Annotated in this window: 25 protein-coding genes; 20 read left to right on the forward strand and 5 right to left on the reverse strand. The window is 60.4% G+C overall.

Annotation, left to right across the window (positions count from 1 at the left end; translation table 11 throughout):
- The first annotated feature begins 143 nt into the window (after positions 1-143).
- From EDC35_RS07615 to EDC35_RS07655, 9 genes are all read left to right on the forward strand, one after another.
- Complete coding sequence (locus tag EDC35_RS07615; RefSeq protein ID WP_132976638.1) at positions 144-2,849, forward strand: ATP-binding protein; 2,706 nt, start codon at positions 144-146, stop codon at positions 2,847-2,849.
- Complete coding sequence (locus EDC35_RS07620; protein WP_132976639.1) at positions 2,846-4,519, forward strand: response regulator; 1,674 nt, start codon at positions 2,846-2,848, stop codon at positions 4,517-4,519. The genes EDC35_RS07615 and EDC35_RS07620 overlap by 4 nt, the downstream gene beginning before the upstream one ends.
- 153 nt (positions 4,520-4,672) lie before the next feature.
- A complete protein-coding gene (locus EDC35_RS07625) occupies positions 4,673-6,538 on the forward strand; it encodes a DUF294 nucleotidyltransferase-like domain-containing protein (protein WP_132976640.1) in 1,866 nt (621 codons plus the stop codon).
- Positions 6,539-6,568: 30 nt separating this feature from the next.
- A complete protein-coding gene (locus EDC35_RS07630; RefSeq protein ID WP_132976641.1) occupies positions 6,569-7,249 on the forward strand; it encodes a 3'-5' exonuclease in 681 nt (226 codons plus the stop codon).
- Positions 7,250-7,390: 141 nt separating this feature from the next.
- A complete protein-coding gene (gene aroQ / locus EDC35_RS07635) occupies positions 7,391-7,852 on the forward strand; it encodes a type II 3-dehydroquinate dehydratase (protein ID WP_132976642.1) in 462 nt (153 codons plus the stop codon).
- Positions 7,853-7,854: 2 nt separating this feature from the next.
- Positions 7,855-8,307, forward strand: coding sequence for an acetyl-CoA carboxylase biotin carboxyl carrier protein (gene accB, locus EDC35_RS07640; RefSeq protein WP_132976643.1), 453 nt, complete (start codon positions 7,855-7,857; stop codon positions 8,305-8,307).
- Positions 8,308-8,425: 118 nt separating this feature from the next.
- Complete coding sequence (gene accC, locus EDC35_RS07645) at positions 8,426-9,766, forward strand: acetyl-CoA carboxylase biotin carboxylase subunit (RefSeq protein WP_132976760.1); 1,341 nt, start codon at positions 8,426-8,428, stop codon at positions 9,764-9,766.
- A gap of 364 nt (positions 9,767-10,130) precedes the next feature.
- Positions 10,131-11,018: a 50S ribosomal protein L11 methyltransferase gene (prmA, locus tag EDC35_RS07650; protein ID WP_132976644.1), complete on the forward strand. Its 888-nt coding sequence runs from the start codon at positions 10,131-10,133 to the stop codon at positions 11,016-11,018.
- Between the two features lie 98 nt (positions 11,019-11,116).
- Positions 11,117-11,551, forward strand: a complete 435-nt coding sequence (locus EDC35_RS07655) for a DUF1877 family protein (RefSeq protein ID WP_243651538.1) — start codon at positions 11,117-11,119, stop codon at positions 11,549-11,551.
- Positions 11,552-11,607: 56 nt separating this feature from the next.
- Here EDC35_RS07655 and ntrC read toward each other — a convergent pair whose 3' ends face one another.
- The 4 genes from ntrC to glnA all read right to left on the reverse strand — a co-directional run bounded on the left by ntrC (position 11,608) and on the right by glnA (position 16,475).
- Positions 11,608-13,041: a nitrogen regulation protein NR(I) gene (gene ntrC / locus EDC35_RS07660; RefSeq protein WP_132976646.1), complete on the reverse strand. Its 1,434-nt coding sequence runs from the start codon at positions 13,039-13,041 to the stop codon at positions 11,608-11,610.
- Entirely contained in the window at positions 13,025-14,116 is a 1,092-nt protein-coding gene (gene glnL, locus EDC35_RS07665) for a nitrogen regulation protein NR(II) (protein ID WP_132976647.1), read from the reverse strand. Before glnL ends, ntrC begins: the two co-directional genes overlap by 17 nt.
- A 266-nt stretch (positions 14,117-14,382) precedes the next feature.
- Complete coding sequence (locus EDC35_RS07670) at positions 14,383-14,919, reverse strand: DUF4124 domain-containing protein (protein WP_132976648.1); 537 nt, start codon at positions 14,917-14,919, stop codon at positions 14,383-14,385.
- A 152-nt stretch (positions 14,920-15,071) separates the two neighbouring features.
- Positions 15,072-16,475, reverse strand: a complete 1,404-nt coding sequence (gene glnA, locus EDC35_RS07675; protein ID WP_132976649.1) for a glutamate--ammonia ligase — start codon at positions 16,473-16,475, stop codon at positions 15,072-15,074.
- A 731-nt stretch (positions 16,476-17,206) separates the two neighbouring features.
- Here glnA and glyQ point away from each other — a divergent pair.
- From glyQ to EDC35_RS07695, 4 genes are all read left to right on the forward strand, one after another.
- Positions 17,207-18,112 (forward strand): glycine--tRNA ligase subunit alpha, encoded by a 906-nt coding sequence (gene glyQ, locus EDC35_RS07680; RefSeq protein ID WP_207896143.1) that lies wholly within the window; start codon positions 17,207-17,209, stop codon positions 18,110-18,112.
- A 12-nt stretch (positions 18,113-18,124) separates the two neighbouring features.
- Positions 18,125-20,209, forward strand: coding sequence for a glycine--tRNA ligase subunit beta (gene glyS / locus EDC35_RS07685; RefSeq protein ID WP_132976650.1), 2,085 nt, complete (start codon positions 18,125-18,127; stop codon positions 20,207-20,209).
- A complete protein-coding gene (gene gmhB / locus EDC35_RS07690; protein ID WP_132976651.1) occupies positions 20,206-20,769 on the forward strand; it encodes a D-glycero-beta-D-manno-heptose 1,7-bisphosphate 7-phosphatase in 564 nt (187 codons plus the stop codon). The genes glyS and gmhB overlap by 4 nt, the downstream gene beginning before the upstream one ends.
- Before the next feature lie 213 nt (positions 20,770-20,982).
- Entirely contained in the window at positions 20,983-21,705 is a 723-nt protein-coding gene (locus tag EDC35_RS07695; RefSeq protein ID WP_132976762.1) for a lysophospholipid acyltransferase family protein, read from the forward strand.
- Positions 21,706-21,763: 58 nt separating this feature from the next.
- Here the strand turns inward: EDC35_RS07695 and EDC35_RS07700 are convergent, their stop codons facing one another.
- On the reverse strand, positions 21,764-22,465 hold the full coding sequence (locus EDC35_RS07700) for a Crp/Fnr family transcriptional regulator (RefSeq protein WP_243651517.1): 702 nt from the start codon (positions 22,463-22,465) through the stop codon (positions 21,764-21,766).
- A gap of 475 nt (positions 22,466-22,940) precedes the next feature.
- Between EDC35_RS07700 and EDC35_RS07705 the strand changes: the two genes are divergently transcribed.
- From EDC35_RS07705 to EDC35_RS07730, 7 genes are all read left to right on the forward strand, one after another.
- Positions 22,941-23,159, forward strand: coding sequence for a hypothetical protein (locus tag EDC35_RS07705; RefSeq protein WP_132976653.1), 219 nt, complete (start codon positions 22,941-22,943; stop codon positions 23,157-23,159).
- 68 nt (positions 23,160-23,227) lie between these two features.
- Entirely contained in the window at positions 23,228-24,301 is a 1,074-nt protein-coding gene (locus tag EDC35_RS07710; RefSeq protein WP_132976654.1) for a DUF2333 family protein, read from the forward strand.
- A gap of 152 nt (positions 24,302-24,453) precedes the next feature.
- The gene (locus tag EDC35_RS18505) at positions 24,454-24,630 is read left to right on the forward strand and encodes a Thivi_2564 family membrane protein (protein WP_165903373.1); all 177 of its coding nucleotides are present in this window, start codon (positions 24,454-24,456) and stop codon (positions 24,628-24,630) included.
- 246 nt (positions 24,631-24,876) lie between these two features.
- Complete coding sequence (locus EDC35_RS07715) at positions 24,877-25,350, forward strand: Crp/Fnr family transcriptional regulator (RefSeq protein WP_243651519.1); 474 nt, start codon at positions 24,877-24,879, stop codon at positions 25,348-25,350.
- A 276-nt stretch (positions 25,351-25,626) separates the two neighbouring features.
- A complete protein-coding gene (locus tag EDC35_RS07720; RefSeq protein ID WP_132976656.1) occupies positions 25,627-25,803 on the forward strand; it encodes a CsbD family protein in 177 nt (58 codons plus the stop codon).
- A 109-nt stretch (positions 25,804-25,912) separates the two neighbouring features.
- On the forward strand, positions 25,913-26,077 hold the full coding sequence (locus EDC35_RS07725) for a DUF3309 family protein (protein WP_132976657.1): 165 nt from the start codon (positions 25,913-25,915) through the stop codon (positions 26,075-26,077).
- A 69-nt stretch (positions 26,078-26,146) separates the two neighbouring features.
- Entirely contained in the window at positions 26,147-26,392 is a 246-nt protein-coding gene (locus EDC35_RS07730) for a hypothetical protein (protein WP_132976658.1), read from the forward strand.
- The last annotated feature ends 11 nt before the right edge of the window (positions 26,393-26,403 follow it).

Genomic DNA, 26,403 nt, shown 5'->3' on the forward strand with positions numbered 1-26,403 from the left:
CCCGCTTATGCGGGGCTTTTTCATTTTCCCCTCTGCCTGACGCGGACATCCCCTTTTACCCAGACTGGAGCAATAGGCAGAATCGGCCGGACATGTCAGCATAGGCAAACGCCTGAAAGGCGGAAGATGCAGGGTCACTCAAGATGAAAATCCGGATCACCAGCAAACTCCTCATCGTCTTGATCGTCACCGCCTTCGCCCCCCTCCTGATTCTGGGATGGGTCGGTTATCAGAGCACGACCGGCATACGCCAGATCGCCTCCCAGGCCAATCGCGATGTCGCCGATCTCGCCATGTCGGACAGCAGCGCCGCCCTCTCGGCGGAACTCAAAACGCGCCTGACCAACATGACCGAGCGCTATGCTGGAGACATCGACGACATCCTGCAGAAGGTTCAGGGTGATACCCTCAAGCTCGCCGATTTTGCCAGCTATCTCTTCAATCACGGGGAGACGCTCAAGCGTTACGCCTCGCCGAGTCTCTATGAACCCGCACCGCAACATCGCATGTTCGGCAGCCGTCAGCCGAACGGGAATTCCTGGCTCGGTGTCTTCGGCAAAGGGGTGGATGCCAGCGGTCAGGTCAGTCCCGGCATCCTGAAGGAAATCCATCTCACCGAGTACATGGATATCCTGTTCCGCAGCATCGCGGCAACCAATCCCTATGCCGTGCAGACCTATATCAATACGGCGAATCAGCTCTCGCGCGGGATGCCGTTCGTCAACGGCGAATTCAAATGGACCGATGCGACCGAGCAGTTTGCCAATCTGCCCGACGTCACGGCCTTCGATTTCTATTATCTGGCCGATGCGGCGCACAATCCGGAACGCAAGCCCAAATGGACCGAACTCTACTGGGATCCGGCAGGGCTGGGCTGGATGGTGTCGAGTATCGCCCCGGTCTATCGGGGAGATGATCTGGTTGCCGTGACCGGAATCGACATCACGCTCGACCGTATCGTCAAGGGCATCCTCAATCTGAAACTGGAACAGACCGGATTCGCCTTCCTGATGTCCGAGCGCGGTCAGGCCATCGCCTTTCCCGAACGGGCGGCGGATTTTCTCGCGTTCCAGGGCAGCTTCGAGGGCCAGTTCAAAGAGAACGAGGCATTCAAACACTCGCTCACGGCAATTCGCGATCCGGCCTTTCAAACGATCATCGCGGCGATGCGGCAGGGCGAGAGCGGGCTGAACACCTACACCGACCCCAAAGATGGAAAGGAATATTTCTTTGCCTATCACCCGATTCCGGTCACTGGCTGGAGCGTCGGTCTCGTCGTCCCCGTGCAGGAGATCATCGCCCCGGCGCTGCTGACCAATCAGAAGATCGAACAGAGCCGCGCACTCACCGACGCCACCCTCAACGAACGTGCGGACTCGCTGGTACAAACCTTTCTCTGGCTGCTGCTGGCCATCATGCTGACCCTGGCGCCCGTCGCCCTGGTCTTCGCGCGCAGCATCTCAAAACCCATCCAGGCCCTCGCCGAAGGCTCGCGTCGCGTCGGCGCCGGCGAACTGAAACACCGCATCCTGGTCACCTCCGGCGACGAAATCGAAGACCTCGCACTGACCTTCAATCAGATGGCGGAGGATCTACAAACCAAGATCGACGAGATCGAAAGCGCCAATCGGGAGCTGCTACAGCTCGACCAGCTCAAATCCAAGTTCATCTCAATGGCGTCGCATGAATTGCGCACGCCATTGATCGCGATCCAGGGCTACGTCGATCTGATCCGCGAAGGCCGGGGCGGCGACATCTCGGAGGCGCAGCGGACGATGCTCGACACCGTGTCGCGCAACGCGACACGCCTCGCCCGCATCGTCACTGAATTGCTGGACATCTCGCGGATCGAAGAGAACAGGCTGGTGTTGGAGCGGGTGCCGGTTTCGCTGGCGACCATCATTACCCAGATCGCCGAAGAACAGGTGCCCTATCTGGAGAGTCGCGGACACCATCTCGCCCTGGAGATCGCAGAGGATCTGCCCCCCGTCAGCGGCGATCCCGACCGACTCTCGCAGGTCATCATCAACCTGCTGGGAAATGCCATCAAATACACCCCCGATCAGGGGCACATCCGTATTCGGGCCTATGCCGAATCCGACCGGGTTCACATCGAGGTCAGCGATACCGGCATCGGGATCAAGCCGGAGGATCTCGGCAAGCTGTTCAAACGCTTTTCGACCCTGGGTGATATCACCAAACATCGCACCGGCAAGAATGAATTCCTCGCTGGCGGCACCGGGCTCGGGCTTTCCATCGTCCAGGGCATCGTCCAGGCGCACGATGGCAGGATCTGGGTCGAGAGCGAATACGGCAAAGGCAGCACCTTCCATCTCCAACTGCCCATTGCGCATGACCATGACGGCAGTGCGGCGCCAGTGGCAGAACGAAGCGACGACGCACCGCCGGCCATCCAGACCTTCAAGGTCATCCATTTCGAACGGCCTGATGCCACCCCGATCGACATCGCCCCTGATGAGCGTCTGTCCATCCTGGTGGTGGACGACGAGGCGGATGTCATCACCTTCACGCGCGCACTGCTCGAAGACGATTACACGGTGTTCAGCGCCCAGACCAGCGCCCTGGCGATCAGGGAGGCGATCAACCGCAAACCGCACCTGGTGCTGCTGGATGCCTGGATACCCGGCATTTCCGGCTACGATATCTGTCGCACGCTCAAGCGCAACAGCCACACCAGAGAGATGCCGATCATCATCTTCACCGCCGCGACCCAGAAGATCGACGAAGAGCGGGCGCGGGAGTCGGGAGCCGACGGTTTCGTCACCAAGCCTTTCCGTCGCGAACAGATGGTTGAACTGATCGAAAGTTTTCGCGGGCATCGGGTATGAGCAAGCGTCCGAAACTGCTGGTCGTCGATGACGAAAACAGCGTCCGCCAATTCATTTGCACCCGCTTCAGGGAGCAATACGACATCCTCGAAGCCTCGGACGGAACCGATGCCCTCGTCATCCTGGAGTCCGATCACGACATCGATGTCGTGCTCCTGGACATCATGATGCCCGGACTCGACGGATTCGAGGTGCTGGACATCCTCCAGTCGAATCCGCAGATGGCGAAATCCCGCGTCATCATGCTGAGCGCCAGAACAGACGTTGACAGCAAGGTTCGCGCCCTGGCGGCTGGCGCCGTGGATTTCATCAACAAACCCTTCGATCCGTTCGAGCTGTCCGCGCGTGTCGATACCCAGTTGCGCCTGTTAAGGATCGAATCGGAACTGGCACGGGCCAAGCTCGAAGCGGAGGTGGCCAACTGCGCCAAAAGCGAGTTCCTGGCCAATATGAGCCACGAAATCCGCACCCCGCTCAATTCGATCATCGGCATCAGCGAGCTGCTGGCAAAGACGCCGCTCGATGCGACTCAGCGCGAGTATGTGCAGATCATCGAGACGAGCGGCAGCGTCATGCTCGACCTCATCGATGACATTCTCGATTACTCCAAGATCGAAGCGGGCATGCTCGAGCTGGATTGCGCGCGTTTCGCCCCTGCTGAATGCATCAGGGATGCCATTGGTCTGTTCAAGCTGAAGCTGGAGGAGAAAGGACTCAGGCTGGAGGTGACGGTGGATTCGACGCTGCCCCGCTATTTTCTCGGCGACAGCCATCGTTTTCGGCAGATCGTCATCAACCTGCTCGGCAATGCCGTCAAGTTCACCGACCAGGGCCGGATCGGCCTGTCGTTCACCGGTGCTGCCGTCATCCCCGATCCGGCGACGATCCCGGTCGATGCAGGGCGGTACCGTCTGACCCTGACCGTCGAGGATACCGGGATCGGCATACCGTCTGATCGTCAGTCGCATATTTTCTCGAAATTCAGTCAGGTCGATGCCTCGACCACGCGGCGTTTCGGCGGAACCGGCCTGGGATTGGCGATCTGTAAACAGCTTGCCGGTCTGCTGGACGGTGACATCGAGGTCGAAAGTCCGGGCATTCCCGGTCTCGGCAGCCGCTTTCGCTGCACCCTCATCATGCGCGTCTGTTTCATCCAGGACGAGCAGGCGCCGACCGGGACGGCAAATGAATCGGCATCGGAGGGGGGCACAGGAGAGGCCGTCCGGGGTGAGAGACGTCTGCCGGAAATCGAACCGCAGGGCGTCGCGGCATCCGGTGCGCAACCGCTGCCTGCGCTCCGTATCCTGCTCGCGGAGGATAACCCCTCCAACCAGCTGCTGATGCTCAAGATGCTCAAAGCAATCGGTCTGCACGCCGATCTTGCCGGCAACGGCCAGGAAGCCGTCGATGCCGTGCGCAGACAGACCTATGATGTCATCCTGATGGACGTGCAGATGCCGGGGCTGGACGGTATCGGCGCGACCCGTCAGATTCGCCAGATCCAGCCGGACCCCTGTCAGCCTCGGATCATCGCGCTGACAGCCAATGCCACCGAAGAGGACCGGCGGGCCTGTCTTGATGCGGGAATGAACGACTTCGCGACCAAGCCCATCCGGCTGCAAAGGCTGGCCGAGGTTCTAAACCATGTCCAGCCTGATGTTCGCTCCTGATGACGCAGTCCCGGTATCGCCTCAACTCGTGCTGTGTTTCCGCTCGGTTTTGACGTGCTTTCAGATTAAGATCTCCACCATGACCGCCTGTGAGCCTGCTCGCTGCATCGAACTGCCGCCGCCATCCAAAATGAACCAACAGGGTATTACGCGATGGACATCGAACTGATCGAAATCCAGGAATTCCTGGCCAGCCGCCCGCCCTTCGATCAGCTCCCGGAGGAGACGCTGGCGCGTCTGCCGAAGCATCTGTCGGTACGTTATTTCCGTCGCGGAACCGTCTTTCCGCCGGAGGACGCCGATCAGTCCTATCTCTATATCCTGCGTCGGGGTGCGGTCGAATTGCGTGATCCGCAGGGCGAGCTGGTCAGCAAACTGGCTGAAGGCGATCTCTACGACATGCAGTGCGGCGATGCGCCACAGGATGCCAGCTACCGGGGCATGACCGCCGAGGACACCCTCGTCTACATTCTGCCCTGTGCGGATCTGTCGATCCTGCGGGCAGAGCACGCGGCCTTCGCCGAGCACTTCGAGCAGTCGGTCTCGAACCGGCTGCGCAAGGCGCTGGATGTCATGGTCGATACGCCGAACGCCGGGACTGGCCTGATGACGGTGCGGGTGCGGGACATGGTCAATCGTGCGCCCATTACGGCCACGCCCGAGACCAGCATCCGCGAGGCGGCCAAAATCATGTCCGCGCATCACGTCTCCTCACTCATGCTGATGGAAGGCGAGCATCTGGCCGGCATGATCACCGACCGCGATCTGCGCAACCGCTGCGTCGCCGTCGGGCTGTCGATCGAGCGTCCGGTGCGCGAGATCATGACCGAAAAACTGGTCACGGTGGACCTGGAGACCCTGGGCTTCCAGGCGCTCATCGCCATGACCCGGCTGAACGTCCACCATCTGCCCGTGCTCGACGGCAAACGGGTGGCCGGGCTCATTTCGTCCACTGATCTGACACGCTACCAGAGCGCCAATGCGATCTATCTGGTCGGCGATATCCATCGTACCAACTCCATCGAGACGCTGATCCAGATCAGCGCCAAGATCACCGAATTGCAGGTGCATCTGATCGCCAGCGGCGCGACCGCCAACTCGGTCGGACAGGCGATCAGCGCCATCACCGACGCCATCACCCTGCGTCTGATCGAAATGGCGGAGGCCGATCTCGGCTCTCCGCCCGTGCCCTATGCCTGGATGGCGGGCGGCTCGCAGGCGCGGCGCGAGCAGTCGTCACACTCGGATCAGGACAATGCGCTGCTGATCGCTGACCATGCCCAGCCCGAAGATGACGCCTATTTCGCCGCGCTCGCCAAATTCGTCAACGACGGTCTTGCCGCCTGCGGTTTCATCTACTGCCCCGGCGAGGTCATGGCGTCCAATCCCAAATGGCGTCAGCCGCTGCGCATCTGGCACAAATACTTCGCCAACTGGATCGTCAAGCCGGAACCGATGGCGCTGATGCTCTCCAGCGTCTTTTTCGACCTGCGTGCGGTCCACGACCCCGAAAACCTGTTCGAGGAATTGCAGGAGCGCATCCTCGAACGCTCCCGCACCAATCGCATCTTCATCGCCTACATGACCGCGAACGCGCTCAAGACGCGCCCGCCATTGGGCTTTTTCCGCAATATCGTGCTGATCCATGGCGGCGACCACGACCAGACTTTCGACATCAAACACCGGGGTCTGGTCCCCATCATTGATCTGGCACGGATCTACGCGCTGTCCGCCGGTATCCCCGAGACCAATACCATCGAGCGTTTGCAGGTCGCCGCCGAGCGCGGGGTGCTGAGCCGGGAGGGCTCGGCCAACCTGATCGATGCCATCGAATTCATCGGCACCCTGCGCATGCGCCATCAGGCGCGCCAGTTGCGCAACGGGCGCGGGGCGGACAATTTTCTCTCGCCGGAAGATCTGTCGCCGCTTGAGCGCGGTCATCTCAAGGAGGCCTTTCTGCTGATCAACACCATGCAGGAATCCCTGGGACAGCGCCATCAGGCGGGTCGCTTCGCCTAATATCCGTTCATCAAGGCCAGGGAGCCGCTCATGCCATCCTTGCTCGACTGGCGGCGTCGCTGGCACCTGCGCCACGCACCGCCGGGCCCATTGCGCGACTATCTGGAGCAGCCGTTTGCGCACCCGCGCACGGACTATCGTCACCAGGAGTATCTCGCCATCGACCTGGAGACGACCGGGCTCGACAGCCGTCGGGATCTGATCCTGAGCGTCGGTTATGTGATCGTGCGCGGGATTTCAATCGATCTTTCGACGGCATGCCATCGCGTGGTGCGCATCGATCGCTCGATTCCGGAGGCCAGCGCCGTGATTCATCAGATCACCGACGATCAGTCGGCGCAGGGCGGCGAACTCATTGATGTGCTGACCGAACTGCTGCCGGTGCTCGCCGGCAGGGTCATGATCGCTCATCATGCGAGCATCGAGCAGGGGTTCCTGTCGCATGCCTGCAAACGGCTCTGGGGGCGTGAACTCTTCACGCCGCGAGTCATCGACACCCAGGTGCTGGCACACCGCACCTTCGAGCGGCGACAGATTCCCTTCAAGGCATCGGATCTGCGTCTGCACTCGCTTGGCAGCCGTTACAACCTTCCCCGCTATGGCGCCCACAATGCACTGAGTGACGCGCTCGCCGCTGCCGAGCTGTTTCTGGCTCAGGCCGCTTATCGGGATAATGGCAAGGGGTTGCGGCTGGGCGATTTCCTCTGTTGAAAATCCACCCAGGGGACGGTTCCGCCTGAGCGGGCAAGTGCTGGACAAGATTGCGCAAACTCCGCACAATTCGCCGCGATTCGTCGCCTATCCTGACCGGATGTGCGGCACTCCCCAACCGACTCACAGGCACCTGGCGCGATGGCCGCAATCCTGGTCCTCAATGGACCCAATCTCAATCTGCTCGGCTCGCGCGAGCCCGGACATTACGGTCGCACGACCCTGGCCGACATCCGACTCGGACTGGAGCTGACCGCGCAGACGGCGGGTCATCGCATTGAATTCATCCAGAGCAACGCTGAACACGTCCTGATCGATGCCATCCATCGCGCGCCACAGGACGATGTGCGTTTCATCCTCTTCAACCCGGCCGCTTTCACCCATACCAGCGTCGCCCTGCGCGATGCTTTGCTTGCCGTTGCGATCCCCTTTATCGAAGTGCACCTGTCGAATGTGCATGCCCGCGAGCCGTTCCGCGCCCACTCCTATTTTTCTGACATCGCGGTGGGCGTGATCAGCGGACTCGGGGCCGAGGGATACGCCTTGGCGTTGCGCGCCGCGCTCAGTCGCCTGGCGCCAGACCACACGAACGAGACCCACTGACCATGGATATCCGCAAGGTAAAGAAGCTGATCGAGCTGCTGGAGCAATCCGATGTGGCAGAGATCGAGATCCACGAAGGCGAGGAGTCGGTGCGCATCAGCCGGCATGGCAGCGGCGCGATGCCGCTTTATATGCCGCAACCGATGCAGGCGGCGAACGCACCGGTTGCAGCAGCGCCTGCGGCGGCGCCCGTCGTCAGCAGTCCGCTGGACGAGATCGAAGGCGAGATCGTGCGTTCGCCGATGGTTGGCACCTTCTACCGTTCGCCCTCACCCGGCGCCAAATCCTTCGTCGAGGAAGGACAGACCGTCAAGGCCGGCGAAACCCTGTGCATCATCGAGGCGATGAAGATCCTCAACCAGATCGAGTGCGAGCAGGCCGGAACGGTCAAGCGCATCCTGGTCGAGAACGGCCAGCCGGTCGAATACAACCAGCCGCTGTTCGTGATCGAATAATGGCTCAGGTCTGTCCGGCGCGTGATCGCCGGGCGCTCGTCCACGCACGGCGGCACGGGTTGATGACCGAGTGTTCAGCCCGCCGCCCTTTACTGAAGACACCCCCATCATGTCTGCAATGATCGAGAAGGTTCTGATCGCCAACCGGGGCGAGATCGCGCTGCGTATCCTGCGTGCCTGCCGCGAACTCGGCATCAAGACCGTCGCCGTGCATTCCGAGGCCGACCGCGACCTGAAGCATGTGCTGCTGGCGGACGAATCCGTCTGCATCGGGCCGGCGTCCTCGCTCCAGAGTTATCTCAACGTGCCGGCCATCATCAGCGCGGCCGAGGTCACGGACACGGTCGCCATCCATCCCGGCTATGGCTTCCTGTCGGAGAACGCCGACTTCGCCGAGCGTGTCGAGCGCTCGGGCTTCATCTTCATCGGTCCCCGACCCGAGACCATCCGTCTGATGGGCGACAAGGTCTCGGCCATCGCCGCCATGAAGGCCGCTGGCGTGCCCTGCGTGCCCGGCTCGGACGGCCCGATCGACGACAATAAGAAGCGCACCCTGGAACTGGCGCGCGAGATCGGCTATCCGATCATGATCAAGTCGTCCGGCGGCGGCGGCGGACGCGGGATGCGCGTGGTGCACTCCGAGGCCACCCTGCTCAACGCCATCGCGCTGACCAAGGCAGAGGCCGCGGCGGCCTTCAACAACGACATGGTCTACATGGAAAAGTACCTGGAGAACCCGCGCCACATCGAGTTCCAGCTCCTGGCCGATCAGATGGGCAACGCCATCCATCTCGGTGAGCGCGACTGCTCGATGCAGCGGCGTCATCAGAAGGTGGTTGAGGAAGCGCCCGCGCCTGGCATCACCGAGGCCCAGCGGCGCGAGATCGGCGAACGCTGTGCGGCGGCCTGCCGCAGTATCGGCTATCGCGGCGCCGGCACCTTCGAGTTTCTGTACGAAAATGGGCATTTCTATTTCATCGAGATGAACACCCGCGTCCAGGTCGAGCATCCGGTCACCGAGATGGTCACCGGGGTGGACATCGTCAAGGAACAGATCCTCGTCGCCGCTGGCGAGCCGCTGCGCTACCGGCAGCAGGATATCGTGCTGCGCGGGCACGCCATTGAGTGCCGGATCAACGCCGAGGATTCCGAAACCTTCCTGCCCTGTCCCGGCAAGATCACCGAATTCCACGCGCCTGGTGGGCCGGGGGTGCGGATGGAGACCCATATCTACAGCGGTTATACGGTGCCGCGTTATTACGACTCGATGATCGGCAAGCTCATCACCCATGGCGAGGATCGCGAGTCGGCCATCGCCCGCATGTCCAACGCCCTGCGCGAGACCGTCATCGACGGCATCAACACCAATATCAAGCTCCAGCGTTCGATCATGAAGGATGGTGCCTTCCTCGCAGGCGGGGCGAATATCCATTACCTTGAGAAGAAACTCGGGCTTTAAGGCCATTTCCCGAGAAATGCCTGCCTTGACGCACCTGAAATAGACAGGATTAACAGGATGAACGGGATTTGTAACAAATTGTTTTTGATCCTGTTAAACCGCGCCCAGCACGGTATGCGATCTTTGTGGATCGAATCGGCCCTGGCAGACTCAAGGATTATCGGAGCTGGCGCGGTTTAAGATATTAAAAAATATAAAATTTTAAACCGCGTCTCCACTGATGTCGTTGACTTTCCCAGAGCCAAACACAAATTGAAAATTACGCATATCGCACTGGACGCGGTTTAATCTTGAAAAATCCTGTTAATCCTGTCCATTGACGGCGTTTCGGACGGGTACGAACCTTCCTGGAAATCTCCTGAAAATGCCCTGGCTGCAACTCTCATTCGATGTCCCGCGCGAGCGGTCGGAACACTTCTCGCTGAATCTGGAGATCGCGGGCGCGCTGTCGGTCACGCTCGGCGATGCCGGCGATGAACCCCAGCTCGAACCCGGTCCCGGCGAGACCCCGCTGTGGTCGGAGGTGACGCTCTCGGCCCTGTTCGAGTGCGACCCGGAAACCGAGGCGCTGGTCGGGCGGCTCGCGCAGCACCTGACCGCGCAGTTGGGCAAAGCGCCGCGTGTCGAACGGATCGAAGATCAGGTCTGGGAACGGGTCTGGCTCGACACCTTCAGGCCCACCCGTTTCGGCCAGCGCCTGTGGGTCTGCCCGCATGGCCAGGATCCCGACGATCCGCACGCCATCGTGGTCGCGCTTGATCCGGGGCTGGCCTTCGGCACCGGACACCACGCCACCACCGCGCTCTGTCTGGAATGGCTCGACGGTGCGACGCTTGTCGGCAAAACCGTCCTCGATTTCGGCTGCGGCTCGGGAATTCTTGCCATCGCCGCACTCAAGCTCGGCGCGGCCCGCGCCATTGCGGTCGATCATGACCCGCAGGCGCTCGACGCCACGCGCGAGAATGCCGCCGCCAACGGCGTCGCCGACCGGCTCGACATCCATCTGCCGCAGGACATGCCGGATCTCGCCGTCGATTGCGTGCTGGCGAACATCCTCGCCGGCCCGCTGATCGAACTCGCACCCCGGCTGGTCGGGCTACTGAAGCCAGCGGGCGATCTGGTGCTCTCCGGCGTCCTCGCCGAGCAGGTTGAGAACGTCCGCGCCGCTTATGCGGGTCGGATCGAACTCGATCCAACCCGCATTCGCGAGGATTGGGCGTTGATCTGTGGGCGACGGTTGCGGGATGCTTGAGCGCGCGGGATTTGCTTTTGCTTCCACAAGGGATAGCGCGAGACATCACGCCAGATAAAACCCTCACAACCTGCACCACAGGAAACAATCGCGTGAGCATGAATCTGTTTTTTCAGGCATTCGCCGCAGAAGACGTCGCGGCAATGGAGCGTGATCAGTCCCTGGTCAATGAATGGATCGAGGGCGAAGCCAGATGTCTGCTCTCGACTGACATCGGAACCGCCTGGGACATTTTGAACAGGCTGCTGGCGGGCGCGGGGATTCGCAGCAATCGATTCTTCGATGATGTGCTGTCAAACGGCTGCGAGGTGGTTGATCCGGCGCTCGTGCAGGGTCATGCGGAGCGTCTGTCCAACTGGACGCACGCGCAACTGCTGGACGGTTTGCACAATCTTTCCGGTGCAGATGAGCTGTACCACCTCGAATATTTCCAGGACGAAGAGCAGGATCTACTGGACGAATTCGACAAGCTGGTCGCTTTCTATCGGGAAGCGGCTGCGCAAGGGCTGGCCGTGCTTCACTATGCGGCATAGTCCGCGCGGCACCGCGCGGTGTCATCTCAACTTGCCGGCCTTGGTGCAGACGCGGTTTAACGGGATCCTGGCGGCGGATCCTCCGTGTCTGCATCGGTCTCCAGGCCCAGCTCCTTGATCTTGCGGGTCAGGGTATTGCGCCCCCAGCCGAGGCGTCTGGCGGCTTCCTGGCGCCGCCCGCCGGTGTGCTCCAGCGTGACCTGAATCAGAATCTGCTCAAAGGCCGGCAAGGCCGTGCCAAGAATGGCTTCCTGTCCCTGTTGCAGACGCTGACGCGCCCAGCGACGTAGCGCGTTCTCCCAGGATTCGTCCCGCGCGGTGTCATTGAAGGCGGCGCTCAACTCCGGCGGCAGGTCTTCGGCATGGATCTGCTTGCCCGACGCCATGACCGTCAGCCAGCGCGCCGTGTTTTCGAGTTGGCGGACGTTGCCCGGCCAGTCGAGGCGCTGCAACTGGTCGATGGCGCTCGGTAACAGCGTTTTGGGTTCGCAGCTCAGTTCCAATGCGGCCTGGGCAAGAAAGTGACGCATCAGCAGCGGAACGTCTTCACGTCGATCACGCAGAGCCGGCAGATGGATACGGATGACATTGAGCCGATGGAACAGATCCTCACGGAAACGGCCCTGGCGTACCAGTTCCTCCAGATTCTGATGGGTGGCGGCGATGATGCGGACATCCACTTTGGTCGGCGCGGTGCCGCCGATGCGATAGAACTCGCCGTCGGCCAGCACGCGCAGCAGACGGGTCTGCAATTCGGCGGGCATATCGCCGATCTCGTCGAGAAAGAGGGTGCCGCCATCGGCCTGCTCGAAGCGTCCCTCACGGCGTGACTGCGCGCCGGTAAAGGCGCCGCGCTCGTGGCCGAAGAGTTCGGATTCCAGCAGGTCGTGCGGGATGGCCGCCATGTTGAGCGCGATGAATGGCCGGTCGCTGCGCGGGCTGTGCCGGTGCAGGGCATGCGCGACCAGCTCCTTGCCGGTGCCGGATTCGCCATTGATGAGGACGGTGATATGCGAACGAGCGAGCCGCCCGATGGCGCGAAACACATCCTGCATCGCTGGTGCTTCGCCAATGATGTCCGGCCCCTTGGCGGTGATCGCCTCTTCGGTGCGCTCATCACGTCCACGCCGGCAGGCGCGATTGACCTGCGAGACGGCTTCGTCCAGATCGAATGGCTTGGGAAGATACTCGAATGCGCCGCTGTGGAAGGCGGACACCGCGCTGTCCAGATCGGAATGTGCGGTCATGATGATGACCGGCAGCCCCGGATAGCGCGCCGCGACCTGGCGCAGCAGATCCAGCCCATCGATTCCCGGCATGCGGACATCGGTGAGGATGACATCGGGCTGTTCGCGTTGCAGCGCCTCCATCACCCCGACCCCGTTGGAAAAACAGGTGACGTGCAGCGCGGCCTTGCGCAACGCCCGTTCCAGCACCCAGCGAATCGAACGGTCGTCATCGATCACCCAGACCTCAGGCTCTCTCGTCATGGGCAGTCTCCAGCGGCAGATAGACAAAAAAGGCGGTGTCCCCCGGACGGCTGTCGCATTCGATCAGTCCACCGTGCTGACTGATGAGCTCCTGGGCGATCGGCAACCCCAGACCCGTGCCGCTCGGATGGCCGGAGACCATCGGGAAAAAGATCTGATTGCGGATCTCCTCGGGGATGCCGGGGCCGTTGTCGCGAACCTGAGCCTGGAGCACCAGTCGATGACGCCGATGGCCGATGGTGAACTGGCGCAGGACGCGGGTCCGTAATTCCAGATGACCGTAGACGCCTGCGGCGGCGGCGGCATTGCGGGCCAGATTGAGAAAGGCTTGAATCAGCCGGTCTGCATCGGCCATGACATCCGGGATGCTGGGGTCATAGTCGCGCAGCACCTCGGGGCCGCGCGGGAATTCGGCCAGAATGAGCCCCCGGACATGCTCCAGGATGTCGTGAATATTGACGGGTTCGCGTCGCGGCAGGCGATTGGATCCGATCATGCGATTCACAAGCGCCTGCAAGCGGTCAGCCTCGTCGATGATGATCCGCGTGTATTCGCGCAGGCCGGGATCGGGGAGTTCCTGCTCCAGCAGTTGCGCCGCACCGCGCAGACCGCCGAGCGGATTCTTGATTTCATGCGCCAGTCCCCGGATCAGCGCCTGGGTCGCCTGATGCTGCGACAGCAGATGCTCCTCGCGCGTGATGCGTAACTGGCGATCCACCTGATAAAGCTCAACCAGCACTTCCTGGTCTGAGTCAAAATGGTTCAGGGGGAGCACGGTGCAGTTCACCGTTTTGGTGCGACCGTCGCCGACACTGACATTGATCTCGCGTTCGGTAAAGGGATGGCGTGAGGACAGCGCCTCAGCCAGACGCTGCTCGACCTGGGTATCCGGGCAGGGCAGCAGATGGGCCGCATGCAGGCCGACCAGATGTCTGGAACTGACCTCAAACAGCACCTCGGCGGCGGGATTGATGTACCGCAGATAAAGATCCTTGTCGAAGAGCATCACGGCGGTATTGAGATGGTCGAGAATCGTCCGCTCAATCGCCGGTTTGCCTGCTGGCTGATTCGTCATGTGGCGTCATCCAAATGGCTGTCTGCTGTGATTCCGACCCTGGTTAAACCGCGTCCAGTGCAGTCTGCAATGTTTTTGGTTTGGATCGACCTTGGCAGCATCGACGATCATGGGAGCGGGCACGGTTTAAGATATGAAAAGTCACATTACATGCGAGATTTAAGCATAAATCATTCCATATTTTAAAATGCGCCAGCGAAAGCGTTTGTGAATTGAGCGAGGTTGAATCAATACACGAACACAGCCGATTGTCCGTCAGGCGCGTTTTAACGCAGGAGGCCGGGTTCCTGGGGTTCCTGAGGGGCTTGGGTTTGGCGGAGATGAACGCTTTGGAGGGCGGTGCGGGCGATGAGATCTCCATCGGCATCGCGGATCTGCACCTGTAGACGATGACTGCCGAAACTGGCGCCGCTCAGTCTGAACTGTGTCGCGGCGTTTGCGAGCGGAACCGCGACGCCATTGAGCACGGCTTCGACGCGATGTCCCTCCAGCAGCGGCGGATCGAGGATGAGACTGACGGCCAGATCGCTCTTGTCCTGGGTCAGGGTTTCGTTGGCGCCGGGCGCGACGATTTCAAATGCGGTATAGGGGCCGAGGAACGCCGCCTCGTCCGCTTCCGGTGGCGTCGCGGCTGGAGGGTTGGGCGCGCGGGTCGCGGCGGTTGGGATCCCCGTGCGTTCCGCGCCCTGCATCCGACGGTCGGAGAAATGCACCTGACCATCGGCGTCCACCCAGCGGTAAATCTCCGCATGGAGTGCGGTGCCAGGCACGAGGGCAAGAAACAGGAGGGCTCTGATCGTCATGCCGAGAGGATAGCCGAGCGCCTTCGCGCACACAATGACCAATCATCGTCATTGGCGGCCTGTGAATCGGGGTGGAGTCAGGAGCGGGAAGATCTGATGAGAAGCGGTGCGTCCCTGCACCGTGCAAGCGTTGAGCGGAGCGACGGATTGCTTTAGAGGCTGTAATACATGTCGAATTCGACCGGGTGGGTCGTCATGCGAATGCGGGTGACCTCGGTCATCTTGAGCGCGATATAGCTGTCGATCAGATCGTCGGTGAAGACGCCGCCAGCGGTCAGGAAGTCACGGTCCTTGTCGAGGCATTCCAGGGCCATGTCGAGCGAATGGCAGACGGTCGGGATGGCCTTTGCCTCTTCGCGCGGCAGGTCATAGAGATCCTTGTCCATGGCATCGCCGGGGTGGATCTTGTTCTGGATGCCGTCGAGACCCGCCAGCATCATCGCCGCAAACGACAGGTAGGGATTGCCGGTGGAGTCCGGGAAGCGGACTTCGATGCGGCGACCCTTGGGGCTGGCGCAGTGCGGGATGCGGATGGAGGCGGAGCGGTTGCGGGCCGAATAGGCCAGCATGACCGGGGCCTCGAAACCGGGCACCAGACGCTTGTAGGAGTTGGTCGAGGCGTTGGTGATGGCGTTGAGCGCGCGGGCGTGCTTGATGATGCCGCCGATGTAATAGAGCGCGGTGTCGGACAGACCGCCGTATTTGTCGCCGGCAAAGAGGTTCTGACCATCCTTGCTCAGCGACTGGTGGACGTGCATGCCGCTGCCGTTGTCGCCGACCAGCGGCTTGGGCATGAAGGTCGCCGTCTTGCCATAGGCGTGGGCGACATTCTGCACCACATACTTGGTGATCTGGTTCTTGTCGGCGCGACGCACCAGGGTGTCGAAGCGGGTGCCGATCTCGCACTGGCCGGCGGTGGCGACCTCGTGGTGATGGACCTCGACCGCCACGCCCATTTCTTCGAGCGTCAGACACATGGCCGCGCGCAGATCGTTCAGCGAATCGACCGGCGGGACCGGGAAGTAACCGCCTTTGATGCCGGGACGATGCCCCATGTTGCCATCGGGGAAGACGCGCTCGGAGTTCCAGCCGGCCTCTTCGGAATCGACCTTGTAGAAGCAGCCGCTCATGTCGGCGCCCCAGCGGACATCGTCGAGGATGAAGAATTCAGGCTCGGGACCGAAGAAAGCGGTATCGGCGATGCCGGTCGATTTGAGATAGGCCTCGGCGCGCTTGGCGACGGAACGCGGATCGCGCTCATAGCCGGTCATGGTGTCGGGTTCGAGGATGTCGCAGCGAACGATCAGGGTATTCTCGTCGGAGAAGGGATCCAGCACCGCCGTCTCGGGATCCGGCATCAGGACCATGTCAGACGCCTCGATTCCCTTCCAGCCGGCGATCGACGAGCCGTCGAACATCTTGCCGTCCTTGAACATTTCATCATCGACCACGCTCGCTGGCATGGAGACATGCTGCTCCTTGCCACGGGTGTCCGTGAAGCGGAAATCGACGAACTTCACTTCGTTGTCTTGAATCATCTTAATGACATCTGTCATTGGATCGTCTCCGATACTTGAGTTCTGAAAAAGCGTGACCGGCTGAATTTAAAGCGATGCAACGCCGGGCAACGTGTCGATCCAGTCGGCATCACATCCGGCGCCGAAGCCTAACAGGTCATGGATCGCGCTGCACGACTCGCTGCGCGACGTGACGAATCCCGCTCAAAACAGAGGATGCCGGCACCGCTTTCGCGACAGGACATCAGGGATCGGATCGCGCACTCCATCGCCTCGTAGCGCGTAAGCAAAGAACACGCCAATCAGGCGGTTTCCTGGATGCCTCATGCCCGAAGCAAGGTGTTGATTTGGACAGGATTAACGGGATTAACAGGATTGAAAACAGCGGTTTAAAAATCCTGTTCATCCTGTCGAAAAAATTTGATTGCAGGTACGAACTTTCCCGGAAATCGCCTTGAATCGCGTCCGGCCCGTCGGTCGGGTCAGGCGCGCGTCGCTACAGGTTTTCATTGTTTGCTCAAAGGCTTAACGCGCACCGTGACCTGACTTCGTCTCACGGAATGTCGGGTTAGGCTACGCTGACGCGAGCGACGGGGCTGAATGTCGGTCGTCCAGCGATCCAGACAGACTGTTGAGCCTGTCATCTCTCTCCGTGCACCGAAATAGCCGGATCGACGCCCGCAGTGCACCAAAACAGCGCATCCACTTCTGCCAGGAAGATTCTTATATACTGCGTCGTTTTCTTCACCGCCTCGCCGAAGGAGCCTGTTTTGAGTCTCGAATCCGAGGATCTCTCGACCTTTCAAGGTCTCATCTTTGCACTGGAACGCTATTGGGCCGATCTGGGCTGTGTCGTGGTGCAGCCCTACGACATGGAAGTCGGCGCCGGCACCTTCCATCCCTCGACCTTTCTGCGTTCCATCGGTCCTGAGCCCTGGCGCAGCGCCTATGTCCAGCCCTCGCGCCGCCCGACCGACGGGCGTTACGGCGAAAATCCGAATCGGCTCCAGCATTACTACCAGTATCAGGTCGTGCTCAAGCCGTCGCCGATCGACATCCAGGAACTCTATCTGAATTCGCTGCGCCGGCTCGGCATCGATCCGCTGGTGCATGACATCCGCTTCGTCGAGGACAACTGGGAGTCGCCGACGCTCGGCGCCTGGGGCCTGGGCTGGGAGGTCTGGCTCAACGGCATGGAAGTGACCCAGTTCACCTATTTCCAGCAGGTCGGCGGTCTCGACTGCCGTCCCGTGACCGGCGAGATCACCTATGGCCTGGAGCGCATCGCCATGTATCTCCAGGAGGTCGAGAGCGTCTACGATCTGGTGTGGAGCCGTTCGCCTGCCGGGGTCGTCACCTATGGCGATGTCTATCATCAGAACGAGGTCGAGCAGTCCACCTATAACTTCGAGCTGGCCGACACCGCCGCGCTCTTCGCGCAATTCGACACCTGCGAGCGGATCAGCGCGCAACTGATCGAAAAGGGTCTGCCGCTGCCGGCCTATGAGCAGGTCCTGAAGGCATCCCACACCTTCAATCTGCTGGATGCACGGGGCGCGATCTCAGTCACCGAACGGCAGCGCTTCATCCTGCGGGTGCGCACCCTGTCGCGCGCCGTGGCGCAGGCGTATTACGAGAAACGGGAGTCGCTCGGCTTCCCGATGTTGACAGCGTAGCGGGAGAGGACATTGGATACATTCACTGATCTGCTGATCGAGATCGGCACCGAGGAACTCCCGCCCAAGGCATTGCCCACACTCTCGCAGGCGTTCGCCGAGGGTCTGCGGTCGCAGCTTGTCGCCCAGGGAATCGCCTTCGACGAGATCGAACGCTTCGCCGCGCCCCGGCGACTCGCGCTGCTGGTGCGCGGCATTCTCACCCGCCAGCCCGATCAGGAGACCGTCCGGCGCGGGCCGGCGGTGCAGGCGGCCTTCACCGCCGAGGGTCAGCCCACGCCCGCCGCGCTCGGCTTTGCCCGCTCATGCGGCGTCGAGATGGACGCACTCGGACGTGAAGAGACCGACAAAGGCGCCTGGTTGAGCTTCCGCAGTCTGAAACCGGGCCAGGACACCGCCAGCCTGTTGCCCGCGATGACCGAGGCCGCGCTGGCCGGACTGCCCATCCCCAAACGCATGCGCTGGGGGAGTCGCGACGAAGAATTCGTCCGGCCCGTGCAATGGGTCTGTCTCATGATGGGCTCGACACCCGTCAGCGGCACCGTGCTTGGTGTGGAGGCGGGCGCCGCCACGCGCGGCCATCGCTTCCATCATCCCGATCCCATCACGCTCGATTCAGCCAGCGACTACGCCGAGACACTGCGTACCACCGGCTCGGTCGAGGCGTCGTTCGAGCGTCGGCGCGACCTGATCCGCGCCCAGGTCAGGGCACTGGCGGATGAACAGGGTCTGACCCCACGGATCGATCCCGATCTGCTGGATGAAGTGACCGCCCTGGTTGAATGGCCGCAGGCGCTGCTCTGTCATTTCGATGACCGCTTCCTGGAGATCCCGCCGGAGGTGCTGATCGAGACCATGCAGAGCAATCAGAAATATTTTCCGCTCGAAGACCGTCAGGGCAGATTGCAGGCGGCCTTCATCGCCATCGCCAATCTGGTCAGTCGTGAGCCGGAGCGGGTGCGTGCCGGCAATGAACGGGTGATCCGGCCCCGTTTCGCCGATGCCGCCTTTTTCTGGTCGCAGGATCTCAAACAGCCGCTCGACGCCTTCGCCGCGCGTCTGGAGACGGTCGTTTTTCAGGACAAACTCGGCACCCTGGCCGACAAGAGCCGGCGCGTCGCGCGGCTGGGCCGTCAGTTGGCGCCCGCGCTTGGGGCCGATCCACAGCAGATCGAACGCGCCGCGCGGCTTGCCAAATGCGACCTCGTCACCGCGATGGTCTATGAATTCCCCGGTCTCCAGGGAATCATGGGGCGCTACTACGCTGCGCGCGCCAATGAGGCCCCGGATGTCAGCGCCGCCATGGACGAACAGTATCTGCCGCGTTTTGCCGGCGACGCCCTGCCCGCCGGTGCCTGCGGCAAGGCGCTCGCCATTGCTGACCGTCTCGATACCCTGGTCGGCATCTTCGGTATCGGTCTGCGTCCGACCGGCACCCGTGATCCCTACGCACTCCGGCGCGCGTCCATTGCCGTGCTGCGGATCCTGATCGAGACCCCGCTCGATCTCGATCTGCGTGAACTGCTGGAGACCGCCGCCGCCGGCCATGCGACCGGTGTCCTGAGCGACGACACGGTGGACGCGGTACTGGCCTATATGCTCGAACGGCTGCGCGGCTATTATGGCGAGCGGGGGATTGCGGGCGATACCGTGGAGGCCGTCCTGCACAGTGGTGTCACCAATCCCTGGGATCTGGACCGGCGGATCGCGGCGGTGGTCGCCTTCCGGGCGCTGCCCGCCGCCGAGTCGCTGGCCGCCGCCAACAAGCGGATCCGCAATATCCTGAGCAAGAACGACATGGACGGCGCGGCGACCGGTCAGATCAATCCTGATCTGCTGACTGATCCAGCCGAGATCCGGCTCGCGGCCCGAATCGATGAACTGGGCGGACAGATTGCGCCGCTCGTCGCGCAACGCGACTACATCGGCATCCTGGAAACCCTGGCCGGGCTGCGTGAAGCGGTCGATGCCTTCTTCACCGAGGTCATGGTCATGGCGGATGACCCGGCGGTGCGCGAGAATCGCATCCGGCTGCTCCAGTCGCTGGCGGCGCTCTTTCTGCTGGTGGCGGATCTCTCGCGTCTCCAGGCGTCGTGACCGCCGGGCGCCTGCTGATTCTGGATCGGGACGGAGTCATCAATGAAGACTCGGACGACTATGTCAAATCGGTCCAGGAATGGAAGCCGCTGCCCGGCAGCATCGAGGCCATCGCCCGTCTCGCTCAGGCCGGCTATCGGATCGCCGTCGCGACCAACCAGTCCGGACTGGCGCGCGGGTTGTTTTCGTGCGTCGAGCTGAACGCCATGCACCAGCGGCTGCACGATCTGGTCGCGGCGCAGGGCGGGCGGATCGAGCTGATCGCCTTCTGTCCGCATGCGCCAGCCGACCACTGCGACTGCCGCAAGCCGCGCACCGGACTGCTCGACGAGATTGCCAGCCGGCTGCATGTCGATCTGCGGGGTGTGCCGGTCGTGGGCGACTCCAGGCGCGACCTGGAGTCGGCCCTTGCCGTGGGGGCGGCTCCCTGGCTGGTGCTGACCGGCAAGGGACAGCAGACGCTGACCAGCATCCAGGCGCAACCGCATGATTCTTTACTGGCGGTGGTTCCGGTCCGTGCGGATCTCCGCGCCGTGGCCAATGCACTGCTTCAGATTTAAACCGCGTCCAGAGCGAGATGCTCAGTTTCGAGTGAGATTCGGTGTTTGGCGCATCGACGGCCCTTGGCTGGGACGCGGTTTAAATTTTATATTTTTTAATACCTTAAACCGCGCCAGCACACACGGTCGTCGATGTCGCCAAGATCGATCCAAACCAAAGACGTGGCATATCGCACATGGCGCGGTTTAATTGGACAGGATTTAAAACAGATGATGCTGCTCCTGCTTCGTTCGCTGATTTATCAAGTCTTCTTCATCGGCTCGACGCTGGTCTTTTCGCTGGCCATCCTGCTGATTGGATGGATGGTGTCGGATACCCTGATTGCACGACTCGCCCGTTCCTGGGCGCGTGTCAATCTGGCGGCTCTGCGGCTGATCTGCCGTCTCGACTATCGCGTGCAGGGTCTTGAACATCTGCCCCGTGACACCGCCATCGTGCTCTGCAAGCATCAATCCGCCTGGGAGATCATCGCTCTGCGGGCGATGCTGCCGTTCGAGCAATCCTGGGTCTTGAAGCAGGAACTGATGCGGATCCCGGTCTTCGGCTGGGCGCTGAAACGACTGCACCCCATCGCCATCGACCGCGCCGCAGGACGCCGCGCCGCCGCGCAACTCATCCGCGAGGGCGAACGGCTTCTGAATGCGGGACGCTGGATCGTGATCTTTCCGGAAGGCACCCGGGTCGCGCCCGGCGTCCGTCAGCCTTATGCGATTGGCGGCGCCATGCTCGCCGAGCGCAGCGGTCGTCCGGTCGTCCCCATTGCACATAACGCCGGTTATTTCTGGGGACGCCGGCGTTTTGTCAAATCTCCGGGCACCATTGATGTCGTGATCGGCCCCCTGCTGGAGACCCAGGGACGCAAGGCGGCTGAGATCAATACAGCCGTGGAGGAGTGGATCGAAAGCACTCTGGACGCGCTGCCAAAGCCAGACTGAGGCCTCGGATCCAGACTGCTCATCGTCTGAGATGATCGCCATCCGGCGCCCGCACGCATCACCCCATGATCCGGTCGTACATGGCTTCTGAGGTTCCATAACAGCCGCAGGCGGCATCGATCAATCCGGCGCGGTCGAGAATCGCGATATTCCCCCGCTGATACTGAATCAGCCTGCGCTGTTGCAGTGCGCTGGCTGCCTTGGTCACGCCGACGCGGCGCACACCGAGGATCGAGGCCAGAAATTCATGGGTAATGTGCAAATGGTCGGAATGCGCCCGGTCCTGGGTCATCAATAGCCAGCGGGCGAGACGCGCCTCCAGGACATGGAAGCGGGTGCAGGCGACCATCCGTTCAACCTCGCTCGTCAGCACGAACAGATAGCGATTCAGCGTCGTGCGCAAGGCGCTGCTCTCGCGGAGCGCATCGCCGAACCGTTCCGGGGTCATGCGCCAGGCCGGACCCGCACCCTGGACAAAGGTGCGCAGCAACGTCACCTCGACCCCCAGAATAAGGGGCGTTCCGATCATCCCTTCATTACCGACCAGCCTCACCTCCAGACCGGCGTGATCGTCCGGCGAGGTCAGCATGGAAACAAAGCTGTCAGTCGGAAAATAAACGTAGCGAATGCGCTCGCCCGGTTCGCTGATCACCTCGGCCAGATGCAGTTCGACCGGCTCGCAGTGACCCAGAATCCATCGACGGTCGTCGCTGGGCAGGATGGCCAGCAGGCGATTGACAAAGAGGACGGGATTTTTCACGGATAGCACGCGCGCTCTTTTTGTTGATCGGGTCGGACCTGAGCGAAAGCGCGGGTCATTGAGTCAGGATGCCCCGCCCCTGCTTCTCATTCGGTGCGTTGACAAACATAGCGCATAAAAAATACGTCTCCTGTGTGCGCTGGCGTACCGAACGTCTGTGACTTGATCTTTATGCTCCGAAGTCAGTACCGGGCGCGGCGCGCACTGCGCAGAGGCATCGTTATCAATCTCGACAATGACCAATGATCGGTGCGCCAACGAACAGACTCACGATGAGGTCGGGGTTATCGTCGAATCTACATTCAATCAAACTGGAATGCAGAAGATAGGTCATGACGCTGATCTCATTGGTCGTCACTCTGTGTTTACTGACCGCCTTCGGTCTGCTTGCCCCATTTCGGGGATACGCATGCGCTAATTGCTTGCTCAATGGCGATCCATGAGTCCCACCGGACATCGAACGGAGAGCGGGAAAATGAAAACACTGAACATCGTTGCGGTCGCACTGATTGTCGCTGGCGGATTGGGTTTGGCCTATGGACAGTTCGGTTTCACCAAAGAGACGCAGGAAGCCAGGATCGGCCCGCTTGAATTGACCGTCCAGGATCGGGAAACCGTCAACATTCCACAATGGGCGAGCATTGCGGCAATCGTTGCTGGCGCACTTTTACTCGTTGTACCCAGGTCCAGCTAGCGTTCACGCCACTGGGTTCGTCCGGTTTACCTTATCGGTCTCTCTTTACGGAGAGGCGGGAGCATGAAATGAATGATCGTTCATCGTCAGTCAGGGCCGGTCTGACCCATAGAGCCAGCCAGGTCGTCAGCTATTACCATCCGAACACCTGGAAAGAGAAAGGTCTGTGGTGGACCGGCGGACTCTTCCTGATCACCTATCTGGTGATCGTCATCATTCTGGGATTAATCTGGTCGCGTTCGCCAGCCACGTTCGACGTGCACGTGAACGCCCTGTCGCTGGTCAACCATGACGACAGCAAGCTGGTTCCAGGCGTCGCCACCACAGCGACCGCTATCCGTATCGCCGAAACCCTGCTGGATAAGCCCGGCGGGTATCTGGCCAACGACATCAGTCTTCCAGGCATCTATCTGGACAACATCCCGAACTGGGAATTCGGCGCACTCACCGGGTTGCGCGATCTCATGCTCGCCATGCGCAATGACTTCAGCCGCGCCCAATCGCAATCGGTCGAGGACGCTGACCTGGAAATCGCGCAGCCCCATTTCAATTACCAATCGGATTCCTGGATCCTGCCGTCCACCGAGTCGGAATATCGCCACGGCACGGAAGCACTCTATCGTTATTTGAACCGGCTCTCCGATGATCAGGCCCTGGATGGACAGTTCTTCGCGCGCGCCGACAATCTGACCCTGTACCTGGAGGCGGTCGAAAAACGGCTGGGAAGCCTCGCGCAACGGCTGTCCTACGCGGTCGGTCAGGCGCACCTGAATACGGCCCTGGCGGGCGATCCCCAAGCCCGTCAATCGACGCCGGTCCCCATGAAAATACAGACCAAGACGCCCTGGCTCAAGATCGACGACATCTTCTTCGAGGCGCGCGGCTACATCTGGGCGCTACTCCATGTCCTGCAGGCAATGGAGATCGATTTCGCGCCCGTGCTCAATGACAAAAACGCTCTGGTTTCACTGCAACAGATCAATCGCGAGTTGCTGAATACCCAGAACAGGATCTGGAGTCCAATGATTCTCAATGGCACCGGATTCGGACCGATGGCGAATCACTCGTTGGTCATGGCCTCCTATATCTCCCGGGCGAATGCCGCGATTACCGATCTGAGCAGGCTGTTGCAGCAGGGCTGAATGCTGTTGTGATTGACGTTCCAGTCCATCGATTGCCGGAGTCTGAGGTTCCGGCCTCTTTCAATGAAAACACGCAGTTCATGAAGCGAACGAAAAGAGATGCTTTCTGGAACCTCCTGGACTGCTACTGATTCCATAAACGAGGACATACCATGGCCTACATTCAACTTCTGATCAATCTGGTCGCTTTTGCTGCCATACTCTGGGCGGTGAACCGTTTCATTCCGATGAACGCGACGGTCAAGAAGGTTGTCAACGCGATTGTGATCGTGATTGCGATACTTTTCTTACTCAGCGCGTTCGGATTTTTCGGTCCAATCGTGTGGTGATTTCACGGAACAAGGCGAGTGATTTTAAAAACCTTGCCATCGCGGCAGGTCGGTATTGACTCGACGAGTTGAATCTGGCGGCCTGCCGCGCTAACCCATAAAAACAGGAGCACGTCATCATGTCGCACGGAGATGAATGCATCGCGCAATTCATTTCGTTGCCACTAAATCACGTTCAGTATGGCATTCTCTCGACTCATTGATCCCGAGCGAACGCAGTTTAGAGGTGAATGATCGATGCATGATATGAATAAGCTGGAAGCGCTTCGCCGCTCCATTCTGGCGACCGACCTCGATGAGGCCGAAATCCAGGCGCTCGCGGATCGAATGGGGATGACCACGCTGCGCGACGGTGAGGTGCTGGTCGCTGAAGGGGGATTGTGCCAGAAACTGTTCCTGCAGGCGGCGGGGGCAATTCAATTCTATCGGGACTGTGCCGGGAACGAGGAAATCCTGTACCAGATGCACATGGGAGAATGCGTTGGAACTCGCAGCTTCATCGACGATTCGGCTTACGTGTTCGGGCTGCGTTCGGTCGGTGACAGCATGGTCCTGACCCTGGAGCCCGCCGCTCTGGAGTCCCTGGAGGAAGACCACCCCCGGTTGCCATATAAGGTAATGCGGTCCTTCGTTCTCATCACCCACGGAACGCTGGCGCGTATGCGCCTTGAAGATACTGAGCTGCGCAATTACCTGCTGAAGTCCGGTGGGCGTTATTGAGTGTCCGGTTATGTCTTTGATTTTCAGTTCGTATCGGTATAAATCTCCGCTTTTAGGCTGAATAAAATTCAGTCTTTTTTTGCTGTCCAGTACTGAAAATTGGTTCGACACATCGACCGATCCGCGATTAAAAATTCAGCCTATGTTGGCTTCCGCACTGATTGGATGCGATCACGAGTGTAATCTATGTCTTGAGTGATCGGGATTTTCATTCCGAACTCGGGGCGTGCATTAATTGGCGCTGCCATGCTGACTCATTCATCTCGGGAAATCACCATGAACAAAGAACAGGTTAAAGGCCGTTACGAAGAAGCGAAAGGTTCCGTTAAAGAGGCAACTGGCAAGGTTGTCGGAAATGAGCGCCTTGAACAAAAAGGCAAATTCCAGAAAAATGCCGGCAAGGTACAGGCTGGAGTTGGCGATCTCAAGGAGGAAGTCAAGAAAGAAAGCTGATCAGGATTGATCAGGCGGTGCAGATAAGTCCTGGCAAAATGACTTTCTGCACCGCTGCTGATTTAGGCGGACTTTTATTTGGCAAACCTGACGCGAAAGGAGAGCGAGTATGTCATTTTCACTTGGCACGGTTTTACTGATTGTTCTGATTCTGCTGCTTGTCGGCGTTATTCCCACCTGGCAGCATAGCCGGGGCTGGGGTTACGCACCGAGCGGGGTGATCGGGACGATTTTAATCATTGTTCTGGTTCTGTTTTTACTTGGCAGGCTTTGACTGAGGTTGACGCCTTACTGAGCAGGGCGCTGTATTTTAACGAATCAAGAAAACGCAAAATGGCTGATCATGAATGCAAATAACGATTCCATGCAGAGCGATGTTTTGATGCATCTCTTGTTAATCGCTTTTTTATTTTCCGCTTTTGGCTTTTTCAGCTATCAAATCGGCTTTAACTCTGCTGAAAAGGCAAATTTCATCGCTGAGAGAGTCGTGGAAGAAAAGGCGTTTGGTTCGCAACCCGCTTTGTTCGGCCAAGATATGAACGAAAAGGCGATAACCGCCAACATCAATTATTCTGACAGAGGTGAATGAAAAACATCATG

The sequence above is a fragment of the Thiobaca trueperi genome (assembly GCF_004342175.1).
Lineage (GTDB): Bacteria > Pseudomonadota > Gammaproteobacteria > Chromatiales > Chromatiaceae > Thiobaca > Thiobaca trueperi.